The sequence below is a fragment of the Streptomyces tirandamycinicus genome (genome assembly GCF_003097515.1).
In the GTDB taxonomy this organism is placed as follows: domain Bacteria; phylum Actinomycetota; class Actinomycetes; order Streptomycetales; family Streptomycetaceae; genus Streptomyces; species Streptomyces tirandamycinicus.
Genome location: NZ_CP029188.1, coordinates 2,705,498 through 2,718,137 on the forward strand (window position 1 = coordinate 2,705,498; position 12,640 = coordinate 2,718,137).

At 73.7% G+C, this 12,640-nt stretch carries 10 protein-coding genes; 5 read left to right on the plus strand and 5 right to left on the minus strand.

Features of this window, described 5'->3' with window-relative positions; translation table 11 throughout:
• Nucleotides 1-211 precede the first annotated feature (211 nt).
• From DDW44_RS11930 to DDW44_RS11940, 3 genes are all read left to right on the plus strand, one after another.
• Nucleotides 212-1,021 carry a DUF4190 domain-containing protein gene (locus DDW44_RS11930; protein ID WP_108906388.1) on the plus strand — a complete coding sequence of 270 codons (810 nt, stop codon included), beginning with the start codon at nucleotides 212-214 and terminating at the stop codon, nucleotides 1,019-1,021.
• Between the two features lie 82 nt (nucleotides 1,022-1,103).
• Nucleotides 1,104-1,871: a LolA-like protein gene (locus DDW44_RS11935; protein ID WP_108906389.1), complete on the plus strand. Its 768-nt coding sequence runs from the start codon at nucleotides 1,104-1,106 to the stop codon at nucleotides 1,869-1,871.
• A 291-nt stretch (nucleotides 1,872-2,162) separates the two neighbouring features.
• Nucleotides 2,163-2,609, plus strand: a complete 447-nt coding sequence (locus DDW44_RS11940) for a lamin tail domain-containing protein (RefSeq protein WP_017945780.1) — start codon at nucleotides 2,163-2,165, stop codon at nucleotides 2,607-2,609.
• Nucleotides 2,610-2,817: 208 nt separating this feature from the next.
• Here the strand turns inward: DDW44_RS11940 and DDW44_RS11945 are convergent, their stop codons facing one another.
• The 5 genes from DDW44_RS11945 to mfd all read right to left on the minus strand — a co-directional run bounded on the left by DDW44_RS11945 (nucleotide 2,818) and on the right by mfd (nucleotide 10,952).
• On the minus strand, nucleotides 2,818-3,582 hold the full coding sequence (locus DDW44_RS11945; RefSeq protein ID WP_108906390.1) for an HNH endonuclease family protein: 765 nt from the start codon (nucleotides 3,580-3,582) through the stop codon (nucleotides 2,818-2,820).
• 101 nt (nucleotides 3,583-3,683) lie between these two features.
• Nucleotides 3,684-4,553 (minus strand): SCO6745 family protein, encoded by an 870-nt coding sequence (locus tag DDW44_RS11950; RefSeq protein WP_108906391.1) that lies wholly within the window; start codon nucleotides 4,551-4,553, stop codon nucleotides 3,684-3,686.
• Between the two features lie 122 nt (nucleotides 4,554-4,675).
• Nucleotides 4,676-5,095: a GNAT family N-acetyltransferase gene (locus DDW44_RS11955; protein ID WP_108906392.1), complete on the minus strand. Its 420-nt coding sequence runs from the start codon at nucleotides 5,093-5,095 to the stop codon at nucleotides 4,676-4,678.
• 246 nt (nucleotides 5,096-5,341) lie between these two features.
• Nucleotides 5,342-7,057, minus strand: a complete 1,716-nt coding sequence (locus DDW44_RS11965; protein ID WP_146207004.1) for a hypothetical protein — start codon at nucleotides 7,055-7,057, stop codon at nucleotides 5,342-5,344.
• Nucleotides 7,058-7,421: 364 nt separating this feature from the next.
• Nucleotides 7,422-10,952, minus strand: a complete 3,531-nt coding sequence (mfd, locus tag DDW44_RS11970; RefSeq protein WP_108906395.1) for a transcription-repair coupling factor — start codon at nucleotides 10,950-10,952, stop codon at nucleotides 7,422-7,424.
• A gap of 203 nt (nucleotides 10,953-11,155) precedes the next feature.
• On the opposite strand from mfd, the gene DDW44_RS11975 reads away from it, so the two are divergent.
• The gene (locus tag DDW44_RS11975) at nucleotides 11,156-11,680 is read left to right on the plus strand and encodes a SigE family RNA polymerase sigma factor (RefSeq protein ID WP_108906396.1); all 525 of its coding nucleotides are present in this window, start codon (nucleotides 11,156-11,158) and stop codon (nucleotides 11,678-11,680) included.
• Complete coding sequence (locus DDW44_RS11980; RefSeq protein WP_108906397.1) at nucleotides 11,673-12,323, plus strand: hypothetical protein; 651 nt, start codon at nucleotides 11,673-11,675, stop codon at nucleotides 12,321-12,323. Before DDW44_RS11975 ends, DDW44_RS11980 begins: the two co-directional genes overlap by 8 nt.
• Nucleotides 12,324-12,640: the final 317 nt, after the last annotated feature.

Genomic DNA, 12,640 nt, shown 5'->3' on the forward strand with positions numbered 1-12,640 from the left:
AGCGCCGATGTGACACCGAGCATAGCGACGACCGCAAGCAGGACCACTTCACAGTGTGCATGAATCCGATCCATGTGAACCGCGTTGACTCGGTTCACAAAGCATGCTCTCATTAACCCGTCGCACCGCTGGATCGTCGAACGGTCCCGACCACGCGGCGCCTCGTTGACGCCTGCAGCGCGGCGCCCGACACGTCCCCTGGAGGACACCCATGTCCCAGTACACGCAGCCGCCCCAGTTCCCGCAGGCGCCCATGCCGCCCGCACCGGCCCGCAACGGCCTCGGCACCGCGGCGCTGATCCTGGGGATCGTCGGCGCCCTGTCCGGCCTGATCCCGTTCCTCTTCTGGCTGGCCGGCATCCTCGGCCTGATCGGGCTGATCCTCGGCCTCTCGGCGAAGGGCCGGGTCAAGCGCGGCGAGGCCACGAACAAGGGAGCCGCCGTCGCCGGTGTCGTACTCGGCCTGGTGTCCCTGGCCCTCTCGGTGGTCGGCGCGGTCATCACGTACAAGGCCGTGGGGGACGCGGTCGACGAGATCAACAAGGCCACGTCCGGGTCCTCCGCCGCCAAGAAGCCCGCCGGGAGCGACAAGCCGCTGGAGAAGGCGAAGGACGGCGAGGGCGCGACCGGCGAGGCGCTCGCCGCGGGCGACTCCGCCGTGTACGACGACGACCTCACCGTCACCGTGTCCGAGCCGGAGGCCTGGACACCGGGCGAGTACGCCATCGGCCACACCGAGGGCAACAAGGCCTACAAGGTCACCGTCGTCATCGAGAACGCCGGCAAGGAGAAGTTCGATTCCGCGCTCGTGACCGCCGAGGCCCGCGCGGGCAAGGAGGGCGTGCAGGCCGAGCAGATCTACGACGGCAAGGTCGGCGAGCCGTTCACCGGTACGATCCTGCCCGGCAAGAAGGTCACCGCCGTCTGGGCCTTCGACACCCCCGCCGACGCCGGAAGCCTGACCGTCGAGGTCAGCCCCGGCTTCGACTACAACGCCGGCATCTGGGACCTGAAGCTCTGACACTCCGGCCCCCGCCCCGCCGGCCCGCCGGCCCGCCCCGGCAAGCCCCGTACATCCCCGCCACCCCAACGGAGAAACCGCCATGCCCGCCGTCCCCCCGACTCGCCTCAAGCGCCTCGTCCTCGCCTCCGCGTGCGCCGCTTCCGCCCTCGCCCTGACCGCGTGCGGCCCCCTTGGCCAGGCGGCGGAGAAGAGCACTCCGAGCGCTCCGAGTTCCCCGTCCGGCCCGTACCCCGGTCTCTCGGGGTCCGAGATACTCAACAAGGCCATCACCGCGACCAAGGCGGCGACCTCGCTCAGGCTCCGGGTCACCACGGAGACGGCGGACGGTCCCGTCCGAGGAGACCTCTCGGTCGACACCAAGGGGGACTGCGCGGGAACCCTGCAGATGGGCGCGGAGGGCGGGGTGGAGCTGGTCAAGACCGGCGACACGGTCTACATGCGCTTCGACGAGAAGATGCTGCGCTCGCAGGCGGACGGCGAGGAGGAGACCCAGGCCGCCCTGGACCTGCTGCTGGGCAAGTGGGTCCGCGAGAAGGCCGACGCGGCGGACGCCAAGGACTTCGCTGAGTTCTGCGACCTCGACAGCTATCTCGAAGGCTTCCAGGCCAACGACACCGTGGCGAAGCGGGCCGGCGAATCGACGGTCGGCGGTACGCCGACGGTCGTCCTCACGGAGTCCCACCAGGGCGAGAAGGCCACCGCCCAGGTGGCCGCGAAGGGCACGCCGCACCTGCTCCGGCTCCAGGTGACCGGCGGCGCCGAGCCGATCGACATGACCTTCTCGGAGTTCGACGAGCCGGTGCCCGTGAAGAAGCCGGCCGCGAAGGACATCGTGGACCTCGACTGAGCGGGTCCGCGAGGAGCGGGGGGGTGGAGCCGGGAGGGCCGCGGAGGGGGCGGCCTTCCCGGCTTCTCCGGCCTGCTCGATTTCTCGGCCTGCTCGATTTCTCGGCCTGCTCGACTTTCCCGGCCTGCTCGACTTTCCCGGCCTTCCCGGCGCCTGCCCTCCGGGACGGAGACACGACCAACGGCCTTCACAATCTTCGGATTTCCGTCACATTCCCTTCACAGCCGGAGGTAGTCTCTCCGAAAGCTCGAGCTCTGCCGTTCGAGCGCTGCACCGACTCGGGGAGGTTCCTTGAAGCTCCGTCACGCCGCCTCGGCCGCCGTCGTCGCCGCCACCACCGCCGCCGGTCTGCTGACCGCCACCCCGGCCCAGGCCGCCGGAGGGGTGAGCATCCACCGCGTGTACTACAACTCGCCCGGTTCCGACACCGGTTCCAACACCTCGCTGAACGGCGAGTGGGTCCAGCTCTACAACTCGAGCTCGTCCGCCCGCTCCGTCCAGGGCTGGACGCTGCGTGACGTCACCGGCTACACCTACACGTTCAGCGGCAAGATCGGCCCGAAGTCCTACGTCAAGGTGCACACCGGCAAGGGCTCCAACACGGCCGGATACCGGTACTGGGGGCGCGCCTGGTACGTCTGGAACAACACCGGGGACACGGCCTACCTGCGCACGTCCACGGGCACGCTCGTCGACTCCTGTAAGTGGGGCTCGACCGGCTCATCGAAGTACTGCTGAGCGGTACCGCGGACGGGGGCCGCGGAGCAGCTCCCCGGTCGGGTGCCACCGGGCGGTGACTGCCGACGCGGCCCTCGCGCCGTAGCCGCCCGCATCCCACGGGCGGCACGCGGGTCCGGGCTCAGGCCCGCGGTGCGTCAGCCCCCGGGTCCGGGCTCAGGCCCGCGGTGCGTCAGCCCCCGGGTCCGGGCTCAGGCCCCGCGGTGCGTCAGCCCCCGCACTGACGCAGCATCATCCGCTTGTCCGCCGTCGTCACCGGCAGTTCGTACTTGAGCGCCACCTGGGCGAACCGGACCGCGTACGCGCACCGTATCCCGCGGTCCGGGGGAAGCCAGGAGGCCGGACCCGAATCCCCCTTGGCCGAGTTGGCGCGACCCTCGACGGGCAGGAGGTTGAGCGCGTCGTTGGCGAACTGTCGGCGCCGGCTCTCCGGCCATCGGGACGAGCCCATCTGCCAGCTGTACGACAGCGGCACCACATGGTCGATCTGCACCTCGGCGGCATCTTGCTTGCGCCACTCGACGGCCTTCCCCGTGTACGGGTCGTGCAGGGTCATGGAGACGACCACGCAGTCGGAACCGGCGCGGAACCGGACGTTCTGCCCGTGCAGTTTCAGCAGGTCGTTCCGCGTGTCACAGCCGTTGCGGGCCAGTGGCACACCGTCCGCCGTGTCCATCCAGGCATAACCGAACTCGTCGCGGTCGTACCCCGTCCTGGGCCCGCGGCCCTTGACCGTCAGTCCCTCCACGACCCTGCGCGCCGCCGCGCGTTCCGCGTCCGAGGTCAGAGGCGCGAGACCCGGCTTCGTCCCGTCCGGGTTGTCGAGCGGAACGGCCGCGCGCCCCGCCTGCGGGCCGGGGGCGGATTCCGCTCCCCCGGAAGTACCGGCACCGGGGACACAGCCCACGAGGACGGCGGCGGACAGGACGACGGCGTGCAGCGCCGGGCGGGTCTTGCACAGGGAGTCGGGCACGCAGGGATCCTAGGGAACAACGGCCACCCACGAGGGCACGAGGGCCGGATCCCTCGCAGGACCCGGGCAGAGTCCCAGGCGCGGCGCCGGACCGGCCCCCCTCAGACCTTGCCGATGCCCAGGGTGTTCTCGCGCGGGAGCAGCCCGGAAGCGAGGACCTCCACCCAGAGCGGACCGAGGAGTCCGGCGAGCCGGTCGGTGTGGGACTCCCCCAGCGCGCGCCATGGCGCGGCAGCCAGTTCGTCGGTACGGCGCTCCACCCGGGCGCGCAGCGCGCGACCCTCCTCCGTCGCCGTGCCGTCGGGGCCGACCAGCCCGCGCACCGCGAGCCGTTCCCGGGCCGCGGCCCACTCGGCGTCGCTCCAGCCGCGGCTGGAGAACACCTCCACCGGTGCCGCGCCGATCGCGGCGAACGACACGAGGGACTCGACCGGGTCGAGGCCGGCGTCGGCGAGCGCGGACACATGCCCGTCGCCCCGGTGTTCGCGCAGGACCGTCGCCGCGTGCCACAGCGCGCGGTGCGGCTCCTCCGGCCAGGGCAGGGCGGCGTTGGCCGCGGCGAGCGGGCGGCCCGCGGTGTCGGCGGCCTCCGCGGCCCGCCGGGCCAGGGCGGCGGCCTCGGCGAGAGCGGGCCCGCTCACCGTCTCGCTCCCCAGGACGGCGCGGTACGCCTCGCCGATCCCCCGGGTGCGCGCCTCCAGCAGCCGGTCCGGAGCGGCCACGTCCCAGACCGCCGGGATGTGCTCGGCGACCATACGCGGGCTGAAGCTGTGGAACGCGCCGGCCACCTCGGCGGCATCCGGCGCGCCGAGGGGCGCGGCGCGCCAGGCGAAGTAGCCGGGCCACCGCTCGGAGACGTCGTAGCCCAACGCGCCCGCCTCCGCGAGGACCTCGGGCGCGTAGTACAGGACCGCGTGCAGCGGCTCCAGCAGGTGCCACATCTGCCGTGTGCGTCCGTACTCGTCGGCCATGGGGTCTCCCCGTACTCGCTATCGCTACCGCCATCGGGCGCATCCCGACGCCGTCCAGACTGCGACCGGCGAGCAGAACTTGTCAATGACTAGATGAGAGCCCGGCCGTCTCCGTTCACCGCCTACCGTGCCGCGGGGGAGAGCCCGGGACGCGGCGGACGGACCATGACGATCAGCTGGCGACCGCTCTCCTCGTCCAGCCGGCGTTCCCGTTCCTTGAAGCCCATGCGCTCGTAGAAGCCGCGAGCCCGGGCGTTGGCCTCGAACACCTCGAGCCGCAACTCGGCGCCGAGTAGCGCCGCGGCGTGCTGCACCAGCTCACGCCCCACACCGCGCCCCTGCGCCCGGGGGTCCACGAACAGGCCGCCGATCTCGTTCTCGAGCAGGCCCAGCAGGGCGACCACGTGTCCGTCGACCTCCGCGACCCAGTTCTCGGCCACGCGGAGGTAGACCTCCCGGAGCTTGCGGGCCCGCTCCCCTTCGCCCTCGCCTTCGATGAACGGATGCGCGAGCTTCGCGGCCCGCGACCACAGATCCACCACTGCGGTCTCGTCGGATGGCTGATAGCGCCTGATGCAGGTATGTGTCTCCACCTCGTGGACGCCAGGCAGGCTCCCCGCCCCACTCAAGTGGTTTTGGCCGCGCGGGATCGCGCCGGCAGCCCCGGGCGGGCCGACCGCGTGTGCGGCGGACCGGCCACCGCCACCGGCACCGGCACCGGCACCGGCACCGGCACCGGCACCGGCCACTGTCACCGATCACGCATCACCCATTGACCGCTCACACCGTCAGCCGACGCAGCCCCGCACCGAGTCGGTCGGCCTGCAGTTGTTCGGGGTGTTGAACACGACCTGGGAACCGAGCAGCCGGACGGTCCCCGACCTCCGGAAGATGCCGCCGCCGTCGATGGCGCGGGTGCCGCTGATGACGGTCCGGTCCAGCGTGGACGTGCCGCCCGCGTGGTACAGGCCGCCGCCCAGCGCCGTACCCTCGCGCGCGGTGACACGGTTGTCCACGATCCGCGACCGTGTGGTCGCCAGCGTGCCGCCCTCCGGGTTGTCCAGTCCGCCGCCCTCGGCCACGCCCTCGGCCGCGTCGACGACATTGCCGACGACGGAGCTGCGCAGCAGTGTCAGCTCGCTCCCCGGCCCGAGCCGGAGACCGCCGCCGCGTGCCGTGCCGCCCCGTGCCGTCACAGTGTTGCCGCTGACGTGCGTGTTGTCGACGGTCATCCGGGCGGAGTTGGTGATGCCGCCACCCTGGGCCGTGCCGTCCGGGGCGTCGGCGGCATTGCCGCGGACGAAGCTGCCGGTGACGGTCATCCGGGCGGACGGGGCGGATGCGCTGTTGGTGACCGCGGCCCGGGCGAACCCGCCCGGCGCGAACGCGCGGTTGTTCCTGATCACGGAGTTCTTGACCGTGCTCTGCGCCATGCCGGCGAGGCCGGAGCCGAACGCGAAGCTTCCGGTGGCCTCCCTGACCCAGGCGAGGTTGTTGATCACCTGGGCGCCCTCGACCGTCAGCGGCCCGTCGTTCGCGATACCGCCGCCCGCGGCCGCGCCGTCGCGCTCGTCCCCGGTGTAGGCGACGGTGTTGCCGCTGACGACCGAGCTGCGGACGGTCGCGTTGCCGGGGTTGTCGATGCCGGCGCCCTGCGCGTACAGCTTCGACTCCGCCCGGTTGCCGGTCACCCGGCTGCGGTTCAGGAACATCTGGCCCAGGTTGGCGATCCCGCCGCCGCAGACCATGCCGGGCACGTCCGGGTAGGCCGGGCAGTCGGTCGCGCTGCCGCCGCTGATCGTGGTGTCGTGCAGCGTCAGCCGCCCCGTCCTGCCGACGAGCAGGATGCGGAACCTCGGCGCGGTCGCGACGCGGGTGATCGTCGCACCCTGCCCCTGGATGGCCAGGGTGCCGGTGACCACCGGAAGACCGTTGACGGGGTGGAAGGGGTTGGCCCCGGCCGTGAGCCGGTAGGCGCAGCCCGGCGCCAGCCGCAGGGTCTCCGGGGCGGCCGTGCCGTTGGTCGCGCGGATCGCGCTGACGAGATGCGGGACCGAGCACGGTACGTCCACTACGCCGGGGGCCGCGGGCTGCTTCGGCGGCGCGGCGGGCTTGGCGGGAGCGGCGGGCGTTGCGGGCTTGGCGGGCGTTGCGGGCTTGGCCGGAGCGACGGGCTTGGCGGGGCCCGGCGGCTTCGGCCCCGCTCCCGGGCCCGTGCCTCCGGACGCCGCGGGGGCCGGCGTGGCGGCCGGCGGCGCCGGGGGAAGCGGAGCCTGGGGTGGCGGGGCCTGCGGCGGAGGGGCCGCGGGAACCTGCGGGGCGGTGCCCGGGCCGGGGACGGCCGGGGCGGACGGCGCTGCCGGGACCGGTGGGGCGGACGGCGCGGACGCCGGGGGCGGCTGCTGCGGCGGAGGCGACGGCGCCGCCCCCACGGCGGTGACGGGGACCGTGACCAGTGCGCCCGCCACCAGACCGATGACGGCCGGAACGTGCTGACGAGACATCAAAGGCTCCTCAATGCTGGGGCGGTACGGCCGGCGCCGCGGGGCAAAGCCCTGGCGAGCCAAGCCGAACACGTCCCGTTCCCGCCGTCGCCCCGGCCTGGTCCGTCCGGGCGAGCCGTGCCCCGTACGGACCACACCTCCGCCGCCGCGGGGTGCCGCGGGCCGGCCTGCGCCGCGTGCCGCCGCCTCCCGACGGCCTCCCCCGAGGCGGGTTCTGACGGTACGTCGATCCCAGGGTGCCGAGAGGGAGCCGAGAGGGCGCCTTTGGCGGAGCGCATCCCGGCCGCTGGCCGCCCACCCGGGCCCGGGGTCCGGCGGCGGGGTTCGGGCGTTCGCGACCGGGAGAACGTCGCCCGACGCGGCCCTAGGAACCGAGGATCGAGGTCAGGAACTCGCCCGTCCACGCCAGCAGTTCCCGTCCGACCACCGGCTTGCCGCCGATCTTGCCCGTCGTCGGCCGGGGCACCAGGATCTGCCGCACCGCCGGTTTGATCACGGTCCGCGGATACAGCCGCTTCAGCCGCAGCTCCTGCGACTCGCGCAGCTCCACCGGTGCGAAGCGGATGTTCGGGCCCTGGAGCACGATCTCGCCGACGCCGCAGGCCCGGGCGAGCATCCGCAGCCCGGCGACCAGCAGCAGGTTCTCCACCGGCTCGGGCAGCTTCCCGTAGCGGTCGACGAGTTCCTCGCGGACCGCCTTGACGTCCTCCTCCGTGTTCGCCGCGGCGATGGCCCGGTACGCCTGGAGGCGCAGCCGCTCGCCCGGCGCGTAGTCGTGCGGGACATGCGCGTCGACCGGCAGTTCGATCTTGACCTCCAGCGGCGGCTCCTCCTCCGCGCCGCCCTCCAGCGAGGCCCGGTAGTCGGCGACCGCCTCACCCACCATGCGGACGTACAGGTCGAAGCCGACGCCCGCGATGTGGCCGGACTGCTCACCGCCGAGGAGGTTGCCCGCGCCGCGGATCTCCAGGTCCTTCATCGCGACGTACATGCCCGCGCCCATCTCGGTGTGCTGGGCGATGGTCGCCAGCCGCTCGTGCGCGGTCTCGGTCAGCGGCTTCTCCGGCGGGTAGAGGAAGTACGCGTAGCCGCGCTCCCGGCCGCGGCCGACCCGGCCGCGCAGCTGGTGCAGCTGGGACAGGCCGAAGTTGTCGCCGCGCTCGACGATGAGGGTGTTGGCGTTGGAGATGTCGATGCCGGACTCGACGATCGTCGTGGAGACGAGCACGTCGAACTTCTTCTCCCAGAAGTCGACGACGACCTGCTCCAGCGCGCTCTCGCCCATCTGGCCGTGGGCGGTCGCGATCCGCGCCTCCGGGACGATCTCCCGCAGCCGCGCCGCCGCCCGGTCGATCGACTCGACCCGGTTGTGGATGTAGAACACCTGGCCCTCGCGGAGCAGCTCCCGGCGGATGGCCGCGCCGATCTGCTTCTCCTCGTAGGGGCCGACGAAGGTCAGGACCGGGTGGCGCTCCTCCGGCGGAGTGGTGATCGTCGACATCTCGCGGATGCCGGTGACCGCCATCTCCAGCGTCCGGGGGATCGGCGTCGCGGACATCGTCAGCACGTCGACGTTGGCGCGGAGCTTCTTCAGCTGCTCCTTGTGCTCGACGCCGAACCGCTGCTCCTCGTCCACGATGACCAGACCCAGGTCCTTGAACCTGGTCTCGGACGAGAACAGCCGGTGGGTGCCGATGACGATGTCGACGGAGCCGTCCCGCAGCCCCTCCAGGGTCGTCTTCGCCTCGGCGTCGGACTGGAAGCGGGACAGCGCCCGGGTGACGACCGGGAACTGGGAGTACCGCTCGGAGAACGTCCCGAAGTGCTGCTGCACCAGCAGCGTCGTCGGGACGAGCACCGCCACCTGCTTGCCGTCCTGGACGGCCTTGAAGGCGGCCCGCACGGCGATCTCCGTCTTGCCGTAGCCGACGTCGCCGCAGATCAGCCGGTCCATCGGAACCGACTTCTCCATGTCCTCCTTGACCTCGGCGATGGTGGTCAGCTGGTCGGGCGTCTCCGCGTAGGGGAACGCGTCCTCCAGCTCCCGCTGCCAGGGCGTGTCCGGGCCGAAGGTGTGACCGGGCGCGGCCATCCGGGCGCTGTAGAGCTTGATCAGGTCTGCGGCGATCTCCTTGACCGCCTTCTTCGCCCGCGCCTTCGTCTTCGTCCAGTCCGCGCCGCCGAGCCGGTGCAGGGTGGGCGCCTCACCGCCGACGTACTTGGTGACCTGCTCCAGCTGGTCGGTGGGGATGTAGAGGCGGTCACCGGGCTGGCCGCGCTTGGCGGGGGCGTACTCGACCAGCAGGTACTCGCGGGTGGCGCCCTGGACGGTGCGCTGCACCATCTCCAGGTAGCGGCCGACGCCGTGCTGCTCGTGGACGATGTAGTCGCCCGCCTCCAGGGTGAGCGGGTCGATCTGCTTGCGGCGGCGCGTCGGCATCCGCGCGCCGTCCCTGCCCGCGGCCTTCTGCCCGGACAGATCGGTCTCCGTCAGCACCGCCAGCTTCAGACCCGGGTCGATCAGGCCGTAGTCGATCGAACCGCAGGCGACATGGACGACGGACGGGGAGATCTCACCCAGGTCCGCGTCCAGGCGGGCGGCGATGCCCTCGCCACCGAGCACCTCGACGGTGCGGGACGCCGTGCCGTGGCCCTCGGTCACGTAGACCGTGCGCCAGCCGTCGGCGAGCCAGCCCTTGGTGTCGGCGAGGGCGCGGGCGGTGTCCCCCCGGTAGGTCTCCGGGGCGTGCATCCCGAGCGTCAGGGTGTCGTCGGTCAGCTCCTCGTCCGCCGCGAACGGCGAAACGGACCACCACATCATGCCGAGCTCGCGCGCCCGGTCCCGCACGTCCGCGATCCCCCGCAGGGAGGCGGCGCCGAGGTCGATCGGCGCCTGGCCGCCGCCGGCCGAGGCGGCCCACGACGCCTGCAGGAACTCCTGCGAGGTGGCCACCAGGTCGGCGGCCCGGGTACGGACCCGCTCGGGGTCGCACACCACGGCCATCGAGCCCGCCGGCATGACGTCGAGCAGCAGCTCCATGTCGTCCACCAGGACGGGGGCGAGGGACTCCATGCCCTCGACGGCGATCCCCTCGGCGATCTTCCCGAGCAGTTCGCCGAGCTCCGGGTGCGCTTCGGCGAGGGCCGCGGCCCGCTGCCGGACCTCGTCGGTGAGCAGCAGCTCGCGGCACGGCGGCGCCCACAGCCCGTGCTCGGCGACCTCCAGCGAACGCTGGTCGGCGACCTTGAAGTAGCGGATCTCCTCGACGTCGTCGCCCCAGAACTCGATCCGAAGCGGATGCTCCTCGGTCGGCGGGAAGACGTCGAGGATGCCGCCGCGCACGGCGAACTCCCCGCGCTTCTCCACCAGCTCCACCCGCGAGTACGCCGCGGCGGCGAGCCCCGCGACGACGTCCTCCAGGTCGGCGGTCCGCCCGGTGCGCAGGGCCACCGGTTCCAGGTCGCCGAGGCCCTTGACCTGGGGCTGGAGCACCGACCGTACGGGGGCGACGACGACGCTCACGGGCCCGGCGGCCGGGTCGTCCGCGCTGGGGTGCGCGAGCCGCCGCAGCACCGCGAGCCGCCGGCCGACGGTGTCGGAGCGGGGGGACAGCCGCTCGTGCGGCAGGGTCTCCCAGGAGGGGTAGTCCACGACCGTGTCGGGGTCGAGCAGCGACCGCAGCGCGGCGGCCAGGTCCTCGGCCTCGCGGCCGGTCGCGGTCACGGCCAGCACGGGCCGGGCGGCCTCGCGGGCGAGGCCCGCCACGACGAAGGGCCGGGCGGCCGGCGGTCCGACCAGATCGACGTGGGGCCGGTGACCGTCGCCCGCGGCTTTCACCGCTTCGACGAGGGCGGGGTCCTTGACGACGGCGTCGAGCAGACCGTGCAGGCTCATGAAGGGTTATCCGTCCGGGGTCCGTAAGAGGGTGGGCAACGCGAACAGCCCGACACGTCTGAGGTCCCTGTGATCCAGGGCCGGGCCGGGGATCTCCAGAGTACGCCCGCCGGAAATCTCGCGGGACGGGTAAACCGGGGCCCGCCTCCGGTGCGTATACGGCGCGAGATCTCACCACCCGACCAGCACCGACGGAGCCGCATGTGACCGACGACGAGTTCGAGGAGTTCTACGCGCGCTCCGTGACGCGGCTGGTGGGCCAGGTGTACCTGATGACCGGCGATCTCCACGAGGCCCAGGACGTCGTCCAGGAGGCGTTCGTGCGCGCCTGGGGACGGCGGTCGGATCTGCGGGCGGACGCCGGTCCGGAGGCCTGGATACGGACGGTCGCCCGGCGCCTCGCGGTCAGCCGGTGGCGGCGCGGGGTGCGGGCCGCCGCGGCCTGGCGGCGGCACCACCGGGAGGACCGGGCACCGGCCGCGGCGGCACCGGACCCCGGCACGGTCGCGCTGGTCGCGGCGCTGCGGCGGCTGTCCGAGCGGCAGCGGCGGGTGGCCGTCCTGCACTACGTGTGCGATCTGTCCGTGGACCAGGTGGCGGCGGAGACCGGTTTGGCCCCCGGGACCGTGAAGTCGCATCTGTTCCGCGCCCGGGCCGCACTCGCCCCCCATCTCGACGACGCGGCCGACCGGGTCGGCGCGGCCATGCCGAAGGAGCACGGTGTCTGACTTCGACGAGCAGGAAGCCCCGCTGGCCCGGGCGCTCAAGCGGGCGGCGGCGACGGGCGGGGCGCTGACCGCGCCCGCGCCGCCCGGCCGGGCGGCACTGGGCGCCCGGCGCCGGCGCGCGGGCGGCGATAGCCGCGGCCTGCGCGGTGTGCGTCCTCGCGGGCGGCGCGACCGTGGCCGCGGTGCAGCTGACCCCTCGGGGCTCCACCGCGCCGGCCGCGCCGCCGACGCCCGTGGACTCGGGGAACGGCGCCTCCGCGACGCCGGCCCCGCCGGCCCCCGGCGGATCCGCGCCCGCGCCCGCGGCGTCGGCACCGACCGGGACGCCGACCGCACCCGGCTCGGCGTCGCCGTCCGTGCCCCCGTCGGTGGCCCCGTCGGTGGCCCCGGCCGCACCCGGCTCGGCGTCGCCGTCCTTCCCTCCGACCGGTCCGGCCGGGGATCCCACACCGTACGCGTCCCCCTCGGCCACCGGCAGCCCCGCGCCCGGCCCGGCGTCGCCGTCCGTGCCTCCGGGCGGGCCGCTCGGGGGCGCGGGCTCCGGCAGCCCGCCCGCCGGGGGCCGCTGACCGGCGGCCGCTGGACCGGGGGTTGCTGGACCGGGGGCCTCTGGGCCGGGGGCCGCTGGGCCGGGGGCCGCTGACCGGCACCGGCGGATCGGAACGCCGGCGTCCGGGCTCGGCCGCGGACCCGCCGAGCGCGAACGGCAGGCCCCGCCGCCCGCCGATGGACGCGGCCGCCGGCTCAGCGACGCGGCGGCCGGGCACGTCACGGCAGCGGGAGCGGGACGGCGAATGCCCCGCCGCGGCACCGACGGGGACCCCGCCGGGCGACGGGGGCCGTGAGCCCCGCCGGGCGACGGGCGGACGGCTATGCCATTGCGCCAGATTCCAGACGGCAGACGCCGGGTACGGCCGGCAGGGCCGCGCGACGGGCTGCCGGCAGGGCCGGACGCCGGAC

Excerpts from the sequence above, each read along its gene's own strand:
- DDW44_RS11935 (WP_108906389.1), top strand. The coding sequence starts at position 1,104 with ATGCCCGCCGTCCCCCCGACTCGCCTCAAGCGCCTCGTCCTCGCCTCC.
- mfd (WP_108906395.1), bottom strand. The coding sequence starts at position 10,952 with ATGAGCCTGCACGGTCTGCTCGACGCCGTCGTCAAGGACCCCGCCCTC.
- DDW44_RS11930 (WP_108906388.1), top strand. The coding sequence starts at position 212 with ATGTCCCAGTACACGCAGCCGCCCCAGTTCCCGCAGGCGCCCATGCCG.
- DDW44_RS11950 (WP_108906391.1), bottom strand. The coding sequence starts at position 4,553 with ATGGCCGACGAGTACGGACGCACACGGCAGATGTGGCACCTGCTGGAG.
- DDW44_RS11965 (WP_146207004.1), bottom strand. The coding sequence starts at position 7,057 with ATGTCTCGTCAGCACGTTCCGGCCGTCATCGGTCTGGTGGCGGGCGCA.